Origin of the sequence: Streptomyces sp. NBC_00377, from assembly GCF_036075115.1 — a bacterium.
Taxonomy (GTDB): domain Bacteria; phylum Actinomycetota; class Actinomycetes; order Streptomycetales; family Streptomycetaceae; genus Streptomyces.
The window spans coordinates 897,531-918,166 of the sequence record NZ_CP107958.1; the positions used below are offsets into that span (position 1 = coordinate 897,531).

Genomic DNA, 20,636 nt, shown 5'->3' on the forward strand with positions numbered 1-20,636 from the left:
GGTCCCGGCGCCGGCCGACCGCTCGGACGAACGGGCCCCCTGCGCATGCAGGGGGCCCGTTCGTCCTCCGGACGACCGCCGCCCTCCCGGTCCGGTGGGCGGCACGCGCGGTCAGCCGCCGCTCAGCAGGGTCTCCAGGGCCGTCGCCGTCGCGGGGTGCCGGGAGAGCAGGGCGGCTCCGGCCGGGGCGGCGGCGTCCGTCGCCCACGTCCCGTCGCAGCCCAGCAGACCGGCGAGCGCGTCGCAGGTCCCGGGGTGCGCGGCCAGCAGCGGCAGGCCGCCTGCGGTGACCGCCGCCGGTCCCACGGGCGCGCGCGGCGGTTCCTGCGGAAGAAGCCACGGTGGCACCCAGCCGTCCAGTTCGGCGAGCCGGGCGGGGAAGACCCGGCCGGCCTCACGGATCAGCAGCGGGGCCGACTCGGCGCCGCCGGCCCGCAGGGTGGTGATCAGGGTCGGCAGCCAGGGCAGCAGCACCTCGTCCGGAAGCCGGGCGAACGCGTTCGACACGGCCTCGACGACGAAGTCGGCCAGGCCGGGGACCGGCTCCAGGGCGTGCACGAACCCGCTGAGGTAGCGGGGGTAGGCGGGCACCACCAGCGGGTTCGCCAGCAGTTCGGCGCAGCGCGCCCGCAGGGCCGTCCTCGGCAGGGCGCCCAGGTGGGTCTGGGCCGCCCAGAGCAGTGCGGTGCGGGCGGGATCGGCCGGGTGGGACTGGGCGAGGGCGAGTTCGAGCTGGGTGCGGTCGCAGCCCAGGGACAGGGCCAGGGCCTCCATGCCGAACAGGAAACCCAGCATCGCCGCGACCTGGCGGACGGTCGCGTCGTCGTCGGTGAACGCCGTCGGCAGCAGCGTGCAGTAGTGCGCGTAGCCGGTCTTGACGAAGGACTCGATCCACGGCGGGAGCACCGGCTCGGACGTGCGGTAGTGGGCCAGCAGCCGGCGTACCCGGCGCAGCACCTCCGGCGCGCCGTCGACGCTGCGCTCGCTCGCCAGCACCTCCAGCGCCCGGGTGCCGAGCTCGTCGGCGAGACGGCGGCTGCGCAGGTGGAGCAGGGCGTCCTCGACGGCCTCCAGGACCTGGGCCGCCGTGGCCTGCGGCGCGTACGCGGCGCGCCGCAGCCGCTGTTCGAGGACCTGCTCGATGCTGACGCCCTCGTAACCGAGTTCGATGAGGGCGCGCTGGTGGGTGCCCAGGGCCAGGTCCCAGGACTCCTGGAGGGAGCGCTCGCCGAGGCGGCGTTCGCCCATGACGGGCCGGGCCGCACCCGGGGGCAGCAGCCGGCGCAGCATCCACAGCAGGTCGGAGCAGGGCGCGAGTTCCGGACGCGAGGCGATGTCCAGCAGCGCGCGCTGCACTCCGCGCTGCTGGAGTCTCAGCTCCAGCGGTGCGAGCCGGTCGTGCACGTCGCGGGCCAGCGGCGGCAGCGCGTCGTAGCCGACCTGGCCGACGCGGTCGCCGCCCATCATGATCTCGACCAGCCGGCCCACGTCCCGCCGGCCCGGTACGGCGTCCTTCTCGATGCAGGTGACGGCTGCGTCCTGGAAGTCGTACGGCGTCGGCCTGGCGCGGTCGCGCAGGCCGGCCAGCAGGATCGACGTCTCGAAGACGGCGATGGCGTCGGCGGTGGAGGCCAGGTAGCCGTGACGACGGGCGGCGCGCACGATCTCTACGGACCAGCCGAGCAGTTCGGCCTTGTCCAGGGCGTCGAGGGCGGGCGGCCGTCCGAGGAATCCCGTCAGCCGGTCGGCCGGCGGGACAGGCGGCGCGGGGACGGTGGTGGTGAGGGGTCTCTTCGGCTTCGCGCGCTTCTTGGTGCCCGCCTGGCCGTCCAGGCGGAACGGGCGGACGCCGGTGCGTCTGACGTTCTTCGCCCATTCCGTGGCGGCGATGGACACCGAGCCCGCGGCGAGTCCGAACTGCGCCTCGATCGCCCCGTGGCTGGAGGGGATCAGGCCGTGCCGCCACGTGGTGCCGCTCGGCGGGCCGACGGTGAACGTGTCGCTGCCGTGCACGCCGAACTCGGCGACCCGGCTGGCCGCGTGGAAGGCGCCGCAGACGTAGAGGCAGTCGGCGGGGTCGGTGCCGGTGGCGGCGAGGTGCTCGCGCATCCGGGTCCACATGTACCGCTCGCGGTCCTCGTCGACGTGTAGCTTGCCCGGGTGGCCGGGGGCGAGGCGCCTGAAGAGGCTGCCGATGAGCAGCATCACCTGGCGGTAGGTGTCGTGGTCGCTGTCGCCGAGGGGCAGTTCGACGTACTGGTGCCACCATTCCGACCAGTGCCGTACCCGGCCGTGGCGCAGGAGGTGCTCCTCCAGTTCGGCGAAGCGGGGGCGCAGGTCGCCGATCTCCACGCCGACGGCGTCGCCGTGCAGGGCCGTCTGCTCGGTGGTCTCGGGCGCGTCGGGATCGCCGGCGTCGTCGCTGTCGCCTCGGGGGCCGGTCTCCCACTGGAAGACGTGGTCCGAGGACCGGTCGACGAGGACGAGTTCGACTCCCGGGGTGTCCAGTGCGTAGGCGATGGCCTGGTACTCGGCGGAGGCCTCGGTGACCGGGGCGACCACCGAGAGCGGCGCCCAGTCCGCGGGGAAGCCCTCGATCTCGCTCGCGAAGGACTGCACGGCCACCGGCAGACGGCAGTTGCGCAGTTCGGTGAGGAGAGGAGCCATGTCCTCGCACAGTTCGAGATAGACCACCTTCGGCTGTTTCTCACGCAGCCGACGTGCCATGGCGATGGCCGAGGCCGGTGAATGGTGGCAGACCGGGAAGATCTCCAGGGGTTCGGCCACCGCGCGTTCGACGTCGTCGACGATGCCCCGCAGGATGCCCTCCAGGGCTCCCGGTCCGTCGGCGAACACGGCGGCCGCGTCCTGGAGCTGGGTGCGCAGGGCGGTGAACGCGCCCTCGGGGGTCGGGGTCACGACAGGGTCGCGATCGCGTCGCGGCCGCCCGCGAGGAACTCCGGCCAGGAGCCCCCCTCCTCCTTGCTGCGGGGTTCGACGACACCGTGCAGGTACTTGTTGAGGATGGCGAGGTCCTCCGGTGTGCGCCGGGCCAGGGAGCCGACGAGGGAGGAGGCGAGGGTGTGGGCGGTGAGGGCGCGTTCGCCGAAGAAGTTGCTGTGCAGGACGGCGTCCTCCAGAACACCGATCTGCTCCGCCGTGGACAGGGCCGACTCCAGTTTCTCGTCGTCGCTGCCGGCGGCCGCCGAGGAGGCCCGCAGGTCGGCGAAGCTGCGCAGCAGCACGTCCAGCAGGGTCGGTGGGACGTCCAGCTCGATGCGGTGGCGGCGCAGCAGTTCCTCGGTGCGGAAGCGGACGATCTCCGCCTCGCTCCTCTTGTTCGTCACCACCGGGATCCGCACGAAGTTGAAGCGGCGCTTGAGGGCCGAGGAGAGGTCGTTGACGCCCCGGTCGCGGCTGTTCGCGGTGGCGATCACCGAGAAACCGGGCTTGGCGAACACGATGTTGTCGCTGTCCCGGTCGCTGCCGAGTTCCGGGACGGAGATGTACTTCTCGGAGAGGATCGAGATCAGCGCGTCCTGGACATCGCTGGTGGAACGGGTGAGTTCCTCGAAGCGGCCGATCGAGCCGGTCTCCATCGCGGTCATGATCGGGGAGGGGATCATCGACTCCCGCGACTGACCCTTGGCGATGACCATCGAGACGTTCCACGAGTACTTGATGTGGTCCTCGGTGGTACCGGCCGTGCCCTGCACGACCAGCGTGGAGTTGCGGGAGATCGCGGCGGACAGCAGCTCGGCCAGCCAGCTCTTGCCGGTGCCGGGGTCGCCGATGAGGAGCAGGCCGCGGTCGGAGGCGAGCGTGACGATGGAGCGCTCGACGAAGCTGCGGTCGCCGAACCACTTGGGGGCGATCTCCCGGTCGAGGCCGTCGGCGCGCTCGGAGCCGAGGACGAACAGGCGGACCATCTTCGGGGACAGCCGCCAGGAGAACGGCTTGGGGTTGTCGTCGACGGACTCCAGCCAGTCGAGTTCCTCGGCGTACTTGAGCTCGGCGGGGGCGCGCAGCAGGTCGGTCATCCGAAGGCCTTTCCAGGGGAGGGGGCGGGTCAGGTGAGGAACGTCTTGAGTTCGTGCACGAGCTTGTCGATGTGCCCGGAGATCACCGGGGTGCCGAGGGTCTTGAACCGTTCCCGGAACCAGGGGTTGACCTCCTGCCGGCCCGAGCTGGTCACCGAGCCCACGGGGATGAACTTCACGCCGGAGCGGTGGACCTCCTCGATGCCCTCGAACAACGGCTGGGACCGGTCGAACTCGTAGAAGTCCGAGATCCACACCAGCACGGTGTTCTTCGGCTCGGTGATCTTCGGGCGGGCCATGGCCATGGCTACCGGGCCGTCGTTCCCGCCGCCCAGCTTGGTCCGCAGCAGCACCTCGAAGGGCTCGTTCACCCAGGGGGTGAGGTCGATGGCCCGGGTGTCGTAAGCGATCAGGTGCACGTCCACCTTGGGCAGACCGGCGAAGATCGACGCCAGGATGGTGCAGTTGACCATCGAGTCGACCATCGAGCCCGACTGGTCCACGACGACGACGAGCCGCTGCGGTGTCGTCCTGCGGGCGGTGTGGCGGTAGTAGAGGCGGTCGACGTAGAGGCGTTCCTCCTCGGGGCTGTAGTTGGTCAGGTTCTTCCAGACCGTGCGGTCGAGGTCGAGGTTGCGGTACACCCGCTTGGGCGGGACCGAGCGGTCCAGTGCGCCGACGGCGGCCTTCTCCACCTGGGTGCGCAGCACTTCGGCGACCTCGTCCACGAAACGGCGGATCAGCGCCTTGGCGTTGGAGAGGGCGACGCCGGAGAGGTTGTCCTTGTCCCGCAGCAACTGCTCGATCAGCGACATGCTCGGCGTGAGCCGCGCGGCGAGCTCGGCGTCGGCCAGCACTTCCCTGAGGTGCATGCGCCGCACGAGGTCCGCTTCGAGGGTGCCGAGCTCCGGGCCGAGCCCGCCGCCGTCGGATGCCGTGCCGCGACCGCCTCGCAGCTCCCCCGGCCGGCAGCCGAGCGCGCGCTCCAGCCAGCCGGCGTCGCTCTGCCACCGGGACAACTGCGCGGCGCTCACGGCTCCGGTGCCGGTGGAGAAGACGTTCAGCAGCACCTTGGACACGAGTGCCGCGCGCCGCACCTCCGCGGCACGATCGCGCCCGTCGCCGTCGCCGTCGCCGTCGGCGTCACCGTCGGCGGCGGCCTCGGCACGGGTATCGGTGCCGGCGTCACGACCGGCACCGGTGTCCGTACCACCGTTGCGCTCCGTGCGCTCCGTGCCGCCGTCGGTGTCGGCACCGGTCCCGGGAACCATCAGCCCGTCGAACTCCGCCGCCAGTCCCGGATGGCGCTGGACGAGGGTGTCGACGGAGGTCTGCGGGTCCAGAAGCGCGGGCGGCAGGCCGATGTCCTCGACGACGGCCAGGCTCGCCGCTTCCAGGCCGGCCTGCTCCTCCGGGTCGAAGAGGCGGGCCAGCAGCCGCCAGTAGAGGACCTGACGGCGGTTGTCGTCGGGGACGGCTCGCGGCATGGGCTCGGTCATTTGCGCAGCAGCCTTCCCGCTCGCTCGCGCAGGACGGTCACGGCGTCGGTGGCGGCCTTCTCGGCCCGGGCGCCGGCTGTGTCGGTGGTGCCGCCGGCCCAGGCGCCCGCGTGGAGGGCGACGGCCTTCTTGCGCACCGTGGTCTCGACGGCGAGCGGCTGGAGGCGGAAGCCGTCGCCGTCCCAGCGCAGCAGGCCGACGCAGGCGCGGGAGGCAGCGACTGCCTCCGGGGTGAGCGGGCTCGCGGCCGGGATGCGGTCGGTGTCGACCGTGAACGCCCGACCGGCGGCGGTGAAGGTGAGCGTGCCGCCGTCCTGCGCGCTGTCGTATCCCTCCAGGAACACCGGCTCGGCGAGGCGCACGGGGTGGCGGTCCAGGGGCGCCGTGGGCAGGGCGGTGGCGGCCGGCAGGACGACGCGTGCGGTGGCGAGGGCGTCCGCGGCATCGCCCGCGCGCGCCCGGGTGTCGTCCCAGAGCAGGTCGCCCTCGTCGGTGAGGGGCATGGCGTCGAGGTCCATCGCCCGGCCTTCGCCGAGGGCGGTGAGCAGGGACAGGTGCGGCCGCAGCAGTTGCCAGACGCCCGCCGCGACGACGGTGTCCGGCTTGGGCGCCGAGACGCTCGCGCGGACCAGGCGGGGCGGGGTGCCGTCGGCGGGTTCGAGCACCGCGTGGACCTGGGCCTGCGCGGCGGTGGCGTGTTCGTGGAGGTCGACGCCGAGCGGCAGCAGACGGCCGCTGACGGTCGTGACGGCGGGCCGGTCGGCGGCGCCCGGCAGGGTCAGCAGCAGGGCGCGGGACCACAGGTCGCCCCAGCGGCGCGTGGGGATCCGCTCCAGGCTCGCGCCGGGGCAGGAGGCGGCGAGTTCGGCGGCGAAGCCGTCGAGCAGGGTGGCCAGGCGGCGCAGGCCGGGGTGGGGCAGCATCGCGGAGACGATGGGCGCGGCGCCCCCGGCCAGTTCGTGGTCGATGCCCTGCCAGCCCGCGCGCGCGAGGTCGGACAGCCAGGTGCGGGCGGCCGCCGGCAGGTTCGTCGCAGGCCCCTCGCCGGGCGGCGCGGCTGTCCGCTCCTGGCGTCGGCGGCCGGTCACCTCGTCGGCGCCGACGGCGAGCGCGTCGTGCACGGCCCCGAGCAGGGCGGTGCGGGCGGCGGCGAGGGCGACGAAGTGGTCCTCGCCCGCTGCTCCGGTCGCGGCCTTCCCGGCGGCCTCGGCGACCCGGGCGGCGAGCGGGCTGCCGGCGACGGCGCGGGCGAGGACGGCGAGACCTTCCACCCGGTCGGGCCGGGGACGCAGCAGGCCGGCCACCAGGGTCCGGTCGAAGGCGTCGACCGCCTCCAGGGTGTCGCCCAGTCCCTCCACGGAAGCGTTGAGCGGGGCGGTCCGCTCCCCCGGGCCGGGGGCGGGCCCGCTCGTAGGAGTCTGCGGGTCGGCCGTCGCCCGGGTCGGCGGGAACCACTGGAGCTCCGGGACGGGAACGGTGACCGCGGGCAGTTCCAGGTAGGCCAGGTGGCGCAGGAACCGGCTGAAGACGGGTGCGGCGGCCGCCTTGCCGTCCTCCTGCGGCGGACGGGCGCCGGTCATCACGGCGGTCAGGGCGGCCGCGTCCGCTCCCTCCGGCTCGACGCGCAGATAGCGGGTGACACGGCCGGCCCCGTACTGGAGCACGGCCTCGGTGACCAGGGCGCGGATGTGGTTGCAGAACGAGCCCCGCGCGCCTCCGCAGGGTCGGTTGTTGTTGGTGCTGCACGCGAAGGCGTAGGTGCCGGCGGCGACCGACGAGACGTACACCCGTTCGATGTCCGAGCCGCTGGAGACCACGCCCTGGAGGCGTCCGTCGGCCAGTTCGACGAAGGGGACCTTGGCGAGCTTGCGCGGCCGTGCGGGCGGCACCACCCGGGCCGTACTCGAATTCTCCCAGTCGGACAACGGACCATCTCCTTCGCGGCACAGGGCTTCGCACGCCGAATCGGCGCAGCACAGAGGGGGGTTGCCGGACCGGATCGGCTCGACGACGACGAACTTACCGGCGACCACTGACAACGCCGTCCACGAGCGCGGAGGGCCCCGTCCGTATGACGGTCGGCGCGGGCCCGGGCCGCCGGGCTCTTCTAGAATTCCGGTGATCATGCTCGGGGGCGACGACGGGAGCATGCCGGCACGAAGGGGCGGGGTTGAGCGGGGAGCAGGCGGCGTTCGGAGCGCTGCTGCGGGAGTTTCGGCTGACCGCGTCGCAGACCATCGAAGGGCTGGCCGAGGCGTCGGGCGTGAGCGTGCGGGGCATCGGGGACCTGGAGCGCGGACGCCGGGCGGCGCCGCAGCGGCGGACGGTCGCCGCGCTCGCGGACGGGCTGGGCCTGGACGAGACGCTGCGGGAGCGGCTGCTCACGGCCGCGCGGGCCGGGCGCTGCGGCGGCTACAGCCCTGTGGGGGTACGGGCGTTCCCGCGCGGCATCGACGACTTCGTCGGCCGGGAGGGGGAGCTGACGCGGCTGGCGGAGCTCGCGGAGCACGGGGAAGCCGCCCAGCCGGTCGTGGTCGCGGTGTCCGGGCCGCCGGGCACCGGCAAGACGACCCTGGCGCTCCAGGCGGCGCGCAATCTCGCCGACCGGTTTCCGGACGGGCAGCTGGTGCTGGACCTGAGCGGCACGGACGACGATCCGCCCGGTCCTGCCGAACTCGTGCTGCGTGTGCTGAAGGCCCTTCAGGTGGCCGACCGGGACCTTTCCCAGGCCGGTCCGCAGGGTCATCCGGCGCTGTACCGGCAGCTGTTGGCCGAGCGGCGCTGTCTGCTGGTCCTGGACAACGCGCGCGACGAGGGGCAGGTGCGTCCGCTGCTGCCGGCCGCGGGCGCCGGCATGGTGGTGGTGACGAGCCGTCGCATGCTGACCGGGCTGGACAGTGTGCACCGGGTGCAGCTCGGTGAGCTGAGGCCCGCCGAGGCCGCCGAGTTCCTGACCGGTCTGGTCGGAGCCGACCGGGCCGCCGCCGATCCGGGCGCCCTGCGCGAGGTCGCCGAGCGCTGCGGGCATCTGCCGCTCGCCCTGCGGGTGGCGGGCAACTGGCTGGCCACCAGGACGGGTTGGAGCGTGCGCCGGCTCGCGGACCGCCTCGCGGGCGAGGAACGGCGGCTGGACGCGCTGGCCGCCGGGGACGTACGTGTGGCCGCCGCCTTCGACCTCTCCTACCGTCAGCTGACTCCCGCGGCCGCGCGGCTTTTCCGGCGTCTCGCCCTGGTCCCCGGCCAGGACACGGCGGCGCCGGGAGCCGCGCGGCTCACCGGGCAACCGGTGTTCGACACCGAGGACACCCTGGAGGAACTGGTCGAGACCGGGCTGCTGGGGACGGACGGGGACCGCTACCGCCTGCACGACCTGCTGCGGCTGTACGCCCGCGGCCGTCTGGAGGCGGAGGACGGCGTGCGCGAGGTGGAGGAGGCACGCACGGCGCTCCTGCGCTGGCTGCTGGAGACCGCGGTCGTTGCGGGCCGCTGGTTCGAGCCGGGCCACGGCGCTCCGCCGCCCGGCTGGCAGGGCACGGTGGATCTGTCGACGGCGGCCCGGGCCAGGGCGTGGCTCCAGGCGGAGGGCGCCAACTGGCTGGCCGCCCTGCGCGCGGCCGCGGCCGCCGGTGAGCACGCGACGGTGGTGGAGGTGGCGGAGGCCCTGCACTGGTTCTCCGACCAGTGGATCTTCTGGGGGCACTGGCCCGAGGTCTTCGGCACGGCAGCGCGGTGCGCGCTGGCGCTCGGCGATCCGTCATTGGAGGCCACCCAGCTCAACTACCACGCCTGGGCGCTCCTCGTGTGCGAACGCCGCCACCAGGACAGCCTGCTGCGGTCCGGCGAGGCACTGGCCGCCGCGGAGCGTGCGGGCGACGTCGGCCAGCAGGCCTGGGCCCACATGTACCAGGCCTGGGCGCTTCAGCAGCTCGACGACCTCGGCCCCGCCGCCGAGCACCTGCACCACGCCGCCCGTCACTTCGAAACCGTCGGCGATCTGCACGGCGATCTCCAGGCCCGGCACGGACGGGCGATCGTCCTGCAAAAGCTTGGCCTGACCGAGGAGGCGCGCCTGTTCTACCAGGACACGCTCGCCTTCCTCGAGCAGGTCAGCGACCGGCTGGAACCGCACATCGCCGACATCACCCGGATCGGGCTGTACGCGGGCCTCGGCAGCAGCCTCGGCGTGCTGGAGCGCTGGCCGGAGGCGGTGGACCGGCTGACCGCCGCTGCCGCGATCTGCCGGGCGAGCGGCAACACGGCCCTGGAGAGCCGTCAGCTCGTCCAGCTCGGCAACGCACTGCTGGCCGCCGGCCGTCCGGCACAGGCGCGCGCGGCCTTCGTGCGCTGTGTCTCCCTCGGTGTCCATGCCGATCCGCGGCCCGTCGACGAGGCCCGCGCGCTCCTCGCCCGGCTCGACGCGTCCTGACCCGCGCCCCGTCCCCGGTCCGCCGCGACACGGGGACGGGGGCGGGGCGGCACGCGCCGCCGACGGGCGAAGCCCCTCGCCGTGCCGCCCATCCTGCTCCCGGGCCCGCTCCGGTGTCTTGTCCCGCAGCGCACCGCACTGTTCTCCCAGCGCACAGCCGTACCGGCGCGCCGCGCCCTCCGGTCGTACCCGCGCGGTGCGTGTGTCCGGCGTACCGGCGCCGGGCGTGTTTCTGCCTGTCTCCTGCCTGGAGCCGGCCGCGGAGCGCTGCTTGGCTGGGGACGGCGGGGAGAACGGGCCGCCGTTCGCCCCTTCTCCCCCGCTTTCGCACAGATGAAGAGGAGAGCCAGTGACCCTGGTGCTGACGACTGCTTCCGTTCCCGACGGACAAAGACTCGCGTACTGGCGGGATGCGCTGGGCAGAGCGCTGGTGCCGATGGCGGTCACCGCGCGGCACGACGGCCCGTTCGAGGGCCGTGTCTCCGCCGAGCGGCTGGGGTGTCTGCGCATCGCCACGGTCGAGGCGGACGCGCAGCGCGTGAGCCGCACACCCGCGCACCTCACCGCGGCGGCCCCGGCCACGGCCGGGGACTTCGTGGCCGTCGGACTTCAGACGGCGGGTTCGGCCACCCTGGTCCAGGACGGCCGGCGGGCCTTCGCGGACGAGGGCGACCTCGTCGTCTACGACACGGGACGGCCGTACTCCCTGGACTTCCCGCGGCGCTTCGCCACCCGTGTGGTCCACATGCCCCGGCGGGCGCTGGGCCTTCGCGAGGAGGACCTGCGCCGGGTGACCGGGACCGTGATCACCGGTACGGAGGGCTTCGGCGCCCTGCTGGTGAACTTCCTGACCTCGCTGACCGCCTCGGTCCCGCCCTGTGCCCCGGCCGTCGCGGCCAGGCTGGGCACGGGTGTGGTGGACCTCTTCGCCACTCTGGTCGACGCGCGGACCCGGGACGGCGCGGAGCCCGGGGCGAACCAGGGGGACCACCTGCTCCTGCGCGTCCGCGACCACATCGACCGCAACCTCGCCGACCCCGCTCTCTGCCCGCGGACCGTCGCGGCGGCGCACCACATCTCGGTGCGCTATCTGCACCGGCTGTTCGAGGGCGAGGGCGTCACGGTCGCCCGGCTGATCCAGCAGCGCCGTCTGGAGCGCTGCGCCCGGGAACTGCACCGGTCCGACGCCACGGCTTCCACGGTGTCGGCGATCGCCCAGCGCTGGGGTTTCGCCAACCCCGCCCACTTCAGCCGGGTCTTCCGCGCCGCCTACGGACGCTCCCCGCGCGAGTGGCGCGAGGGCCGCCACGAGCTCCTCCCGACCGGCTGACCCTGCCGGGTCACCGGCCGGCCCCCGTGCGGGTCGGGGGCCGGCTCACCTCATCTCGGGGCGCGGCTGCGGCCCGGTGCCCGGGTGCACAGCAGCACCGTCCCGGCGGCCATGACCGCCGCCGTGCCGATCGCGCAGACACCGCCCCGTGAGCGCCAGGACAGTACCGAGCCGGTCGAGTGCCCGGACAGCGCCGAACCCGCGCTGAGCCAGGAACCCGCGGACACGAAGGACACGGCGGATCCCACGGACCCCACGGACAGGAAGCTGCCGACGGAGGCGATGGACAGGGAACTGCCCACGGAGCCGATGGAGAGGAACGAGTCCACGGAACCGATCGACAGCGCCGAGTTCTTCGACCACAGCGAACGCCAGGAGCCGTCGACTCCAGCCCTTCGGCTCGCCGCCCGCGCCGGCGTGCTCGTCCCGGATCTCGTGCTGGAAGCCGTGCTGGAACCCGTCATGCTCCGAATCATAGGAGCGAACCGGTCAGGACGGCGGCCAGTCGCGGTAGGCGATGCGGGCCCGGTCGTGGATCTCACCGACGGTGCCCCACTCGTTGCGGCCCAGCCGTGACAGGGGCAGCAGACGCCTGATGTCGGGGTGTCCGTCCACGACGACGTCCTCGCGCACGGCGGCGTGCACGACCTCGCCGAGGACCAGGGTGGAGTTGCCGATGCGGAGCGTGGAGTGGAGCCGGCATTCCAGGGCCACGGGCGAGGCGGCCACGCGGGGCGGCTTCACCCGCAGGGAGGGCTCCCGCTCGATACCCACGGCGTCGAACTCGCCCTCGTGCGGGGGGAAGTCGGTGCCGGTGGCGTTGACCTCGTCGAAGAGCGGCTCGGACGCGAAGTTGACCACGAACTCGCCCGTGGCCTCGACGTTGCGCAGCGAGTCCTTGCGCCCGACGGAGGTGAACTGGACGATCGGGGGGTCGGTGCAGGCCACGGTGAAGAAGGAGTGCGGGGCGAGGTTGGCGGTCGTGCCGTCCGCCGCAAGGGTGGACACCCAGGCGATCGGCCGGGGTACGACGACGGCGGTGAGCAGCCGGTAGAAGGCTCCCGCGCCCAGGGTCCCGGGATCGTAGTCAACGCGCATGTCGGCCAGTTCTACCTGATGGGCGGCCCAGGGGCGGAATCGGGCCGCCTCTCATCCCACCCCCCAGAGGAACCGGTGGGTGTGGATGGCGAAGTACGGGAAGGACTGCACGGCGCTCACCCCCTCGATCTCCCGCACGGTGTCGTTGACGAAGTCGAGCAGCTCCTTGGCGGTGGGGCTGACGACCTCCGCGAAGAGATCGAAGCCGCCGGAGGTGAGCACGGAGTAGACGACCTCGGGGTGGAGGGCCAGCGCGTCCGCGACGGGACGCGGGTCCGCGGCGGCGGTGATGCCGAGAAGGGCCATGGCCTGGCCGCCGTCGGCCATCGGGTCGGTGACGCCGACGACCTGCACGGCGCGGGAGTCCAGCAGGCGTTGCAGGCGCTGGCGGGCCGCCGAGGCGGACAGGCCGACCCTGGGGCCGAGGTCGGCGTAGGCGATGCGTCCGTCGGTCTGGAGTTCGCGCAGGATGGCCCGGTCGATCTCGTCCACGTGTGGTTCCCTTCCCTGCTCGGTGGTGTCAGCCGGCCAGTTCGGCGAGGGCCGCGGCGTAGAGCTCGGTGTGGGTGTCCACGTCCCGCTCGGTGGTGTCGGGGCACATCAGGGCCATGTTGTGGAACGGGGTGAGGAGGATGCCCCGGTTGGCCAGGTAGAGGTGGAGGTAGTCCTCCAGGTCGGAGTCGCCGGCCTCGGCGGCCTCGGTGCCGGTGCGGGGCCCCGGGTCGGTGAAGCGGTACTCGGTGCGGGCGCCGAGGCGGCAGACGGACCAGGGCAGGGCGTGCGCTTCGATGCCCGCGCGCACGCCGGCCTCGAAGCGTTCGGACAGGGTGTGCATACGGGCGAACGCGTCGTCGGTCAGCACGTGTTCGAGGGTGGCTCGGGTCGCGGCGACGGACAGGGCGTTGCCCGCGAGAGTGCCGCCGACCCCGCCCATGTCGACCAGGTCGAGGTCTTCTCGGCCCAGCAGCCGGTCGGCCAGGTCGGCGCAGAGACCGTAGGCGCCGGCCGGGACGCCTCCACCGATGGCCTTGCCGATCGTCAGGACGTCCGGTTCCAGGTTCCAGGCGGCGGTGCAGCCGCCCGGTCCGGCGGAGAACGTGTGCGTCTCGTCGTTGATCAGGAGCGTGCCGTGGCGGCGGGTCAGTTCACGGACCCCGGCCAGGTAACCGGGTTCGGGCAGCACGATGCCGATGTTGGTGAGGGCGGGTTCCATGAGGACGGCGGCCACATCACCGTGGGCGAGCTCGCGCTCCAGGTGGTCCAGATCGTTGAACTCGGCGACCCGGCTGGTGAGGGTGACGTCGCAGGGGGCACCGACGTTCCCGGGGCGGGCGCGGTCCCGGCCGTCGGGGCCCGCCACGATCAGGGACTCGTCGACGCTGCCGTGGTAGCAGTAACTGTTGACGAGGATCTTCGGGCGGCCGGTGACCGCGCGGGCGAGGCGGATCGCCCACCGGTTGGCGTCGGTGGCGGTCAGCGAGAAACTCCACCGGGTCAGGCCGAAGCGGCGGGTCAGCTCGGCGCCGACCCATTCGGCGTCCTCGGTCGGCAGCATCGCGGTAGCCCCGCCGAGCGTGGCGAAGCGGTGCTGCACGGCCTCGGCGACGGCGGCCGGCGAGTGGCCCGCCATGGCGCCGGTGTCGCCGAGGCAGAAGTCGATGTACTCGTGCCCGTCGATGTCGCGGATCCGGGCGCCCCGCGCCGACTCCAGGTAGCGGGGGAAGGCGCCGGCCGTCTTGTTCATCCAGGTCATCGGCACCCGGCCGAACAGGTGATCGGCCCTGGCGTAGGCGGCCTTCGAGCGCGGGTTGCGCCGGTCGGCGTCCGCGCTCTCGCGGGCCAGCAGCTCACGCAGTCGGGCACGTTCCATGGCACATCCCAGATCCGAGGACGAGTGAAGGGCCCAAACGTACAGCGGAATCAGTGGTGAACTCAAGACCGAACGAAGGAATCAGTCGTCGAGTCGCTCGATTCCTTCGCACAGCTGCCCGGTTGCACCCTCGCGGTCGCGGTCGCCGTCGCCGTCGGGGCCGGGGGCGTCGAACAGGACCCTGGTGCCGGTGAGGGACATCAGCCGTGCGACCGCGGGGCCGGCCGAGCGCAGGGTGAGCGTCTTCCGCCGCCTCAGAGCCTGTTCGCGTGCGTCGAGCAGCACGTTCAGAGTCGAACAGTCGCAGAACTCGACGGCGCCCAGCTCGAGATCGACACCGCGCACCGCGGCATCGAGAGCGGCACGGAGGGCATGTTCCAGGCGCTCGACCGCATCGAAATCGAGTTCGCCACACATCGCCACGACGACACGGTCACCTTCGGGACGGACATCGATCCCGGGCACGGAGGCAGACCCGGCGCGGCGCACACCCCTCACCTTCGCACCGGTACGGGGATCCCCGTCGCCGGCGTTCGCTTCGCAGGCAGGTTCCGGCACGACCGCCTCCCTCGGTCACTTCGCATGTCGCCTCCAGGTTCACCCGCCGCCCCTCACCCGTCAAGCGATACATGAAATGAAGTTCCGGTTTTTGTATACGTGAATGTCAGGCCGTTACCATCACCGCATGGAAGGAGTGCCCGAGCCACACAACGGATGGACGTTCCTCACCAACCACGCCCGCGTGCTGGCCGTCATCGCCGACAATCACAGTGCCCGCATCCGGGACATCGCCGCGCACTGCCGGCTCACGGAACGGGCGGTCCAGAAGATCATCGCCGACCTCGAACAGGACGGTTACCTGTCCCACACGAAGGAGGGGCGCGGCAACGTCTACCGGGTCCAGGCCGGCAAGGTGCTGCGGCATCCCGCCGAGGCCGGGCTGAGCGTGGCGGCCCTGCTGTCCCTGCTGGCCCGAGACGAGGCGGGACGCCACCCCCTCCCCGGAACGGAGGCGGGCGACCGCAGTTCGTGACCGCCGCGCGACCGTCCGTGGAGCCGGTAAACCGGTCTATGATCACAAGAGACGAAGGTCACGAATACGTATCGGACATTTGGCTCCGCAATCTTCACGTCAGCCACACAAGTTGGCTAAGTTGACGCTCAGGCCGTACGACTGCCCGTCAGGGCAGGGGGCTTGGGGCACCTGCGACATGGGTCGCCCGGATTCCTCCGCCGACGGGCGGAGCACGGAAGGAGTACGTCTTCCATGGCGACGGATCGCAGCCCGCGCTCCCCAGGCAGCAACACCGACGAGCCGAGCCGGGCGGAGATCCAGCAGCGGGTCAGCTCGCTCTACGACCGGGCCGAGAGCGACACGGGCAACCACAACCTGACGCGCGCCATGTCCGGGCGCCGGCCGGTCACCTCCGTCGCCACCGGCGGGCGGGGGTCCGTCGATCCGTCACTCGAAGCGGTTGCCAGGCAGTGGTTCGACATGGCACGCGACCGGGTCGGGCCGACCACGCCCGCGGTACTGCCGGCGGATCGTCAGCCCGCCCGCCCGGCCCGGACCGCGCGGCCGGCGAGCACACCGGAGCGGTCCGTGGAGAGCCCCGCCGTCAGGGAGTTGGAGGCGGCTCCCCGGCGGGCCCCGGAGCTGACCGCACGTGCCGTCGCCGCCCTTCCCGCGGCGCCCGAACCGCGCCAGGAGGAGCCCAGGGCGCTGCTGCCCGCGGTCCCCGCCCAGGCCGCCGCTCCCGCCCTGGGCGCCGTTCCCGCCCAGGCCCGCCCCGCCGCCTCCGCTCCCTCGGACCGGCAGGCGTCACTCAAGAACACCAAGGAACAGATCGGGCGCAAGCTCAGCACGGCCCGGGAGATACTGGCCCGCGCTCTCGCCCAGCCCGTGCAGTCACCGCCCGCGCCACCCTCACCCGCCGCCACGCCGCCCACGCCCTCCTTGCCCACGTCCCCGCTGGCCGCGGCCGGGACCCAGCAGACCGGCACACTGCCCGTCCAGCAGCCCTGGGACACCGCGGAACAGCAGGCCTTCCGCGCGGAGATCACGGCCGCGTGGGCAGGACGACCGCCCGCCACCGCGGGCGTCGCGGCACCGTCCGACGGCTCGGACGGTCTGCTCACGGCCGGTCAACTCGGTTTCGGCGCGCCGATGCCCGGTTTCGCGGCAGCGCCCGAGTCCGCCTACCTCGCTCCCGCCCCCGTTTCGGCTCCCGAGTACCTGGCCCCGGAACTCGGCCTCACCACACCGCCGTCCGGGTATCCGGTGACGGAACTCGGCCTGCCGGCACCGGAGTCCGCCTTCTCGACCCACGGCGCGGGCTTCGCCGTACCCGCAGCGACACCCGTACCGGGTTACCCGGCCCCCGGACTCGGCCTGCCCACACCGGAGCCCGCCTTCCCGACCCACGGCGCGGGCTTCGCCGTACCCGCAGCGGCACCCGTACCCGGTTACGCGACGTCCGAACTCGGTGTCCTGACACCGGCGTCGGGGTTCGCGGTGTCCGAACTCCCCCTCGGTGTGCCCGACTCCGGCTACGCGACATCCGGCTTCGCGTCCGCCGCGCCGTCCGCACCCGCCATGCCCCCGGTGTCCGTACCGAGTTACCCGGCGCCCGCGGTGGACGTCCTGACCGCCGGGGTCGGCTATCCGGCCGCCGTCGGTTATCCGGCCCCCGCCGCCCCACTCGCCGAGACCGTCCCGCCGGCCGCCGCACCCACCGATGCCACGGTGAGCACCACCGGGCCCGTCTACCTGGGCAAGGCGGACAAGGCGCTCTCCTTCGCCCGGGCTCAGATCGGCCGACCGTGCGTGATGGGAGCCACGGGGCCGGAGTCCTACGACTGCTCCAGTCTCACTCAGGCCGCGTGGCGGGCCGCCGGCGTGACGCTGCCGCGCACCGCCATCGACCAGGCGAAGGCGTTCACCCGGATCAGCCTGGCCGAACTCCGCCCCGGCGACCTCGTCTTCTTCTTCGACGACCTCAGCCACACCGGTCTGTGCACGGGCAACGGCATGATGATCCACGCCCCCGGCCCGGGCGCTTCCATCCGCGAGGAGGCGATCCTGCCCTTCGGGGAGGGCGCCCTGCGCGGCGCCGTCCGTCCCGCCTGAGACCGGGCGGAAGACGGTCCGGGCCGCCGGCACCGCACAGGTGCCGGTCCGCAGACCCGTCGGCGAACGGTCACCTCGCCGAGGTGACCGTTCGGCCCTCAGCGCAGCGCGGAGTCGGTCCGGGCCCGGGCCCTTCTGGCGTTGTTGTAGGCGCGCGCGAGCAGTTTGGAGACGGCGCACGGCGACATGTCGAAGTGACACTGACGGCAGGTGCGCATGTGCTCCTCGTAGGCGGAACGGGACTCTTGCAGGGCGTCCTCAGGCGAGGGCATGGGGTCCTCCGAACGAAGCGACGGTTACCCGGGGCCATGGCTACTCGCCAGTAGGGCCCGCGTCGAGAGGATTGGATCATGTTACTTACGGTAGTGGAAAATACGATTCCGGCCGTTTCCGGGTGGGTGGGGTTCCGCCGCCCGACCCCGGACACCGAGGCTTGAGGCACGGGGAACGGCACGGTTCGCGCACACCACTACGGAGGGACCCGGTTTGAACGGCGAGGACGGCGGGCAGCGCGCGGCACGGGTGTTCGATGCACTCGGGCCCATGTACGAGAAGGCGTTCGCGCACTCGGAGGCACATCGCAGGTCCCTGGAGTGGCTGCTGGGGCGGCTCGCCCCGGGCTCCCGGGTGCTGGACGTCGGCAGCGGCACGGGCCGGCCCACGGCGGAGACCCTCGTCCGGGCGGGTCACCACGTGCTCGGCGTCGACGTCTCCCCCGTCATGGTGGAGCTGGCCGCCCGGCAGGTGCCGGAGGCGGAGTTCCGGTGTACCGACGTACGCGGACTGCCCCTGGAGGAGAACTCCCTCGACGCCGTCTGCGTCTACTTCTCGCTGCTGCAACTGGACCGGGCGCAGCAGTCCGAGCTGGTCGGGCGGCTGGCCCGGGCACTGCGGCCGGGAGGCAGTCTCGTGTTCGCCACCGTGCCGCTGGACGTGGCCGGTGTCGACGCGACGTTCATGGGGCAGCCCGTGCGGGTGACCAGCTTCGCCCCCGGGGATCTCGTCGACGTGGTCACCGGGGCGGGTCTGACCGTACTGGCCCAGGAGAACGTGCTGTTCACGCCCGATCACCCCGAGGCCGGACCGGAGCCCCACCTCTTCCTTCACTGCGGCAGGGAGTGAGAGTTCCCTGCCGCCCCCACATCTGTCGGGCCCTCGGGCGCCACGGGCCCTCAGGCGCCCTTGGCGCCCTTGCCGGAGGTGAGTGCCAGGACCAGCGCCGCCGACCCTGTGCCCAGCAATGCCCCGGCCACGACGTCGCCCGGGTAGTGCACCCCGGTGTGGATCCGGGAGTAGCCCACCGCGCAGGCGAGGAGGCCCAGCGGGACCGCGGAGACGGGCAGGGTCGGGCCGACCGCCGCCGCGAAGGCGACGGCCGAGGCGGTGTGCCCGGACGGGAACGACGCCGAGTGCGGCATCGGGACGTGCCGCCCCGGGAACGGCGAGTCCTCGGCGCGGTGCGGCCGCGGACGGCGTACGAGCTTCTTGCCGAGCAGATTGGCGGTCGCCGATGCGACGCCGATGGCCGCGACGCCGAGCACGGCGGCGCGACGCGGGCGGCCGCTGCGCAGGGCCAGCGCGGCGGCGACCGTGAAGGAGAGCTTGGAATGGTCGGCGGCCGCCGACAGCCGGCGCAGCGCGCTGTCCAAAGTAGGCGTTCTGGTCACCGTGACCGTCTCGTACAGGGCCTGGTCCATGGTGACGAGGTCGCGGACCAGACTCAGAGCGGCCTGCTTCGGCCGGCCGTCAGACATCGTAGGCCTCCTTGATCGTTCGGGGGTCGGGGTGGCCGAGTGCGAGGCGGAGAATACGCCGCCAGTCGACCGTGGGGGGTGCGTAGGCCGCACCCGGGCGGTGCCGCGGCACCCGGACCCGCAGGGCCGCGGGCCGTACCGTGCACACGACGGGGGTGGCGAGTTCGAGTGCCTCGCCGTCGACGGCCACCGCGATGCGGTCCCGGTCGGCCTCGACGACGACGCGCCGGGACGTCACCGAGGTGATGCTGCCCGCGCGTTCACCGAGCAGTGCGAGTTCGGCGGCCTGGGCCGCGCTCTCCACCCGGACGCCGATCACTCCGAGCAGTCCGGCGTCCAGCCGGGGCCGGCGTCCGCCGCCGAGCGGGTCGGCGCGCGCGTAGGCGTTGTTGCTGACCAGGAGTGCCTGCGGCGCGTGCACCCGGGTGTCGTCCGTGTGGACGTCCAGGGTCGGACCGGCCTCGCCCTGGAGCAGGTCGGGCAGGTGGTCGAGTGCGGTGGCGGCCTTGGCGTCGCGGTAGTCGGGGCTCTGCACTATTTCCGCGTACGCCCCGAAGGAGACGGTGTTGACGAAGGCCCGGCCGCCGACGTCCCCGAGGTCCACGCGGAGTTCGACGCCGTTGGTGAGGGCGTCGAGGCTGCGGCTGGGGTCGGTGCGGTCGAGGCCGAGGTCCATGGCGAAGTGGTTGCGGGTGCCGGCGGCGATCACCAGGAAGGGCAGGTCGTGTTCGGCGGCCACGGACGCGACCAGTGCCTGGGTGCCGTCGCCGCCCGCGACGCCGAGCAGGTCCGCGCCCTCGGCGACGGCCCGCCGGGCCTCCGCCTCCGGGTCGGTGTGAACACCGTCGCCGCCGAGCAGGACCACCCGGGCGCCGAGCCCCTCGGCGCGCTCCACGAGGCCGTGCTTGACGACCTTGCCGCCGCCCGAGCGCACGTTCATGATCAGGACCGGTCGGCGCGGCGGCGGGGTCTTCCGCCCGTGCGTGCCCTTGGGACGGCGCACGCTGCGCAGTGCGGCCCGGGCCGAGGCCAGGGCCCCTGCCCACAGGCCCAGCGCGCCCACCGCCACCGGCCACAGGCCGGACGTGACGTACAGCGCCAGCACGCCCACGGGCGCGCTGACGGCCAGCAGCGCGCCGAGCAGCCTGGCTCCGCCCCGGTGCGCCAGCATCCACCACACGCCCGCCCCCGCCAGCGCGAGGAGGGCGAATCCGGTGAACAGGATCAGCCAGCCGCCGGAACCCACGCCCGCCAGCACCGCGGCGACGCAGGCGGCGAGCAGCACCAGGGCGAGCCGGGCCCAGCCCCGCGCGCGGGACACGGCGTCCCGCTGCGCCGGGCCGACGTGCGGCAGCGCCCATTTCGATCTACGTGTGTCGTTCACCGTGCGCCCGCCATGCCTCGAGGCTCCCTCATGTGCGTCGACCGCGCCGACGATCTCGATCAATTGTCCATGGCGCGGCACCCGGATGGGACCGTGGTCCCGATC

17 protein-coding genes and 1 pseudogene are annotated in these 20,636 nt (G+C 73.1%); 5 read left to right on the top strand and 13 right to left on the bottom strand.

Annotated elements, in window-relative coordinates:
* Positions 1–111: 111 nt before the first annotated feature.
* The 5 genes and pseudogenes from OHS71_RS04090 to OHS71_RS04110 form a co-directional block, all read right to left on the bottom strand.
* Positions 112–2,919 (bottom strand): hypothetical protein, encoded by a 2,808-nt coding sequence (locus tag OHS71_RS04090; RefSeq protein WP_328476879.1) that lies wholly within the window; start codon positions 2,917–2,919, stop codon positions 112–114.
* Complete coding sequence (locus tag OHS71_RS04095; RefSeq protein ID WP_328476881.1) at positions 2,916–4,040, bottom strand: ATP-binding protein; 1,125 nt, start codon at positions 4,038–4,040, stop codon at positions 2,916–2,918. The genes OHS71_RS04090 and OHS71_RS04095 overlap by 4 nt, the downstream gene beginning before the upstream one ends.
* A gap of 29 nt (positions 4,041–4,069) precedes the next feature.
* Positions 4,070–5,539, bottom strand: a complete 1,470-nt coding sequence (locus tag OHS71_RS04100) for a VWA domain-containing protein (RefSeq protein ID WP_328476883.1) — start codon at positions 5,537–5,539, stop codon at positions 4,070–4,072.
* A complete protein-coding gene (locus OHS71_RS04105) occupies positions 5,536–6,897 on the bottom strand; it encodes a hypothetical protein (RefSeq protein ID WP_328484383.1) in 1,362 nt (453 codons plus the stop codon). Before OHS71_RS04105 ends, OHS71_RS04100 begins: the two co-directional genes overlap by 4 nt.
* A 69-nt stretch (positions 6,898–6,966) precedes the next feature.
* Positions 6,967–7,464 (bottom strand): annotated as a pseudogene (locus OHS71_RS04110) (hypothetical protein); the annotation flags it as partial.
* A gap of 245 nt (positions 7,465–7,709) precedes the next feature.
* On the opposite strand from OHS71_RS04110, the gene OHS71_RS04115 reads away from it, so the two are divergent.
* Positions 7,710–9,965, top strand: coding sequence for an ATP-binding protein (locus OHS71_RS04115; protein WP_328476885.1), 2,256 nt, complete (start codon positions 7,710–7,712; stop codon positions 9,963–9,965).
* Between the two features lie 349 nt (positions 9,966–10,314).
* Positions 10,315–11,295, top strand: a complete 981-nt coding sequence (locus tag OHS71_RS04120; RefSeq protein WP_328476887.1) for a helix-turn-helix domain-containing protein — start codon at positions 10,315–10,317, stop codon at positions 11,293–11,295.
* A 50-nt stretch (positions 11,296–11,345) separates the two neighbouring features.
* Here OHS71_RS04120 and OHS71_RS04125 read toward each other — a convergent pair whose 3' ends face one another.
* From OHS71_RS04125 to OHS71_RS04145, 5 genes are all read right to left on the bottom strand, one after another.
* Complete coding sequence (locus tag OHS71_RS04125; protein ID WP_328476889.1) at positions 11,346–11,759, bottom strand: hypothetical protein; 414 nt, start codon at positions 11,757–11,759, stop codon at positions 11,346–11,348.
* A 25-nt stretch (positions 11,760–11,784) separates the two neighbouring features.
* On the bottom strand, positions 11,785–12,393 hold the full coding sequence (locus OHS71_RS04130) for a flavin reductase family protein (protein ID WP_328476891.1): 609 nt from the start codon (positions 12,391–12,393) through the stop codon (positions 11,785–11,787).
* Between the two features lie 51 nt (positions 12,394–12,444).
* On the bottom strand, positions 12,445–12,885 hold the full coding sequence (locus OHS71_RS04135) for an Lrp/AsnC family transcriptional regulator (protein WP_328476893.1): 441 nt from the start codon (positions 12,883–12,885) through the stop codon (positions 12,445–12,447).
* 28 nt (positions 12,886–12,913) lie between these two features.
* On the bottom strand, positions 12,914–14,263 hold the full coding sequence (locus OHS71_RS04140; RefSeq protein ID WP_328476895.1) for a transaminase: 1,350 nt from the start codon (positions 14,261–14,263) through the stop codon (positions 12,914–12,916).
* Positions 14,264–14,344: 81 nt separating this feature from the next.
* Positions 14,345–14,752: an STAS domain-containing protein gene (locus tag OHS71_RS04145; RefSeq protein ID WP_328476897.1), complete on the bottom strand. Its 408-nt coding sequence runs from the start codon at positions 14,750–14,752 to the stop codon at positions 14,345–14,347.
* 196 nt (positions 14,753–14,948) lie between these two features.
* Between OHS71_RS04145 and OHS71_RS04150 the strand changes: the two genes are divergently transcribed.
* Complete coding sequence (locus OHS71_RS04150; RefSeq protein WP_328476899.1) at positions 14,949–15,296, top strand: helix-turn-helix transcriptional regulator; 348 nt, start codon at positions 14,949–14,951, stop codon at positions 15,294–15,296.
* A gap of 234 nt (positions 15,297–15,530) precedes the next feature.
* Positions 15,531–17,393: a C40 family peptidase gene (locus OHS71_RS04155; protein WP_328476901.1), complete on the top strand. Its 1,863-nt coding sequence runs from the start codon at positions 15,531–15,533 to the stop codon at positions 17,391–17,393.
* Between the two features lie 98 nt (positions 17,394–17,491).
* On the opposite strand, the gene OHS71_RS04160 is transcribed toward OHS71_RS04155, so the two are convergent.
* Positions 17,492–17,665 (bottom strand): hypothetical protein, encoded by a 174-nt coding sequence (locus OHS71_RS04160; RefSeq protein WP_328476903.1) that lies wholly within the window; start codon positions 17,663–17,665, stop codon positions 17,492–17,494.
* A gap of 271 nt (positions 17,666–17,936) precedes the next feature.
* Here OHS71_RS04160 and OHS71_RS04165 point away from each other — a divergent pair, with 271 nt between their 5' ends.
* Complete coding sequence (locus OHS71_RS04165; protein WP_328476905.1) at positions 17,937–18,515, top strand: class I SAM-dependent methyltransferase; 579 nt, start codon at positions 17,937–17,939, stop codon at positions 18,513–18,515.
* Between the two features lie 50 nt (positions 18,516–18,565).
* Here the strand turns inward: OHS71_RS04165 and OHS71_RS04170 are convergent, their stop codons facing one another.
* Together OHS71_RS04170 and OHS71_RS04175 are read right to left on the bottom strand one after the other, a co-directional pair.
* Entirely contained in the window at positions 18,566–19,147 is a 582-nt protein-coding gene (locus tag OHS71_RS04170; RefSeq protein ID WP_328476907.1) for a phosphatase PAP2 family protein, read from the bottom strand.
* Positions 19,140–20,531 (bottom strand): diacylglycerol/lipid kinase family protein, encoded by a 1,392-nt coding sequence (locus OHS71_RS04175; RefSeq protein WP_443046847.1) that lies wholly within the window; start codon positions 20,529–20,531, stop codon positions 19,140–19,142. Before OHS71_RS04175 ends, OHS71_RS04170 begins: the two co-directional genes overlap by 8 nt.
* Positions 20,532–20,636 lie beyond the last annotated feature (105 nt).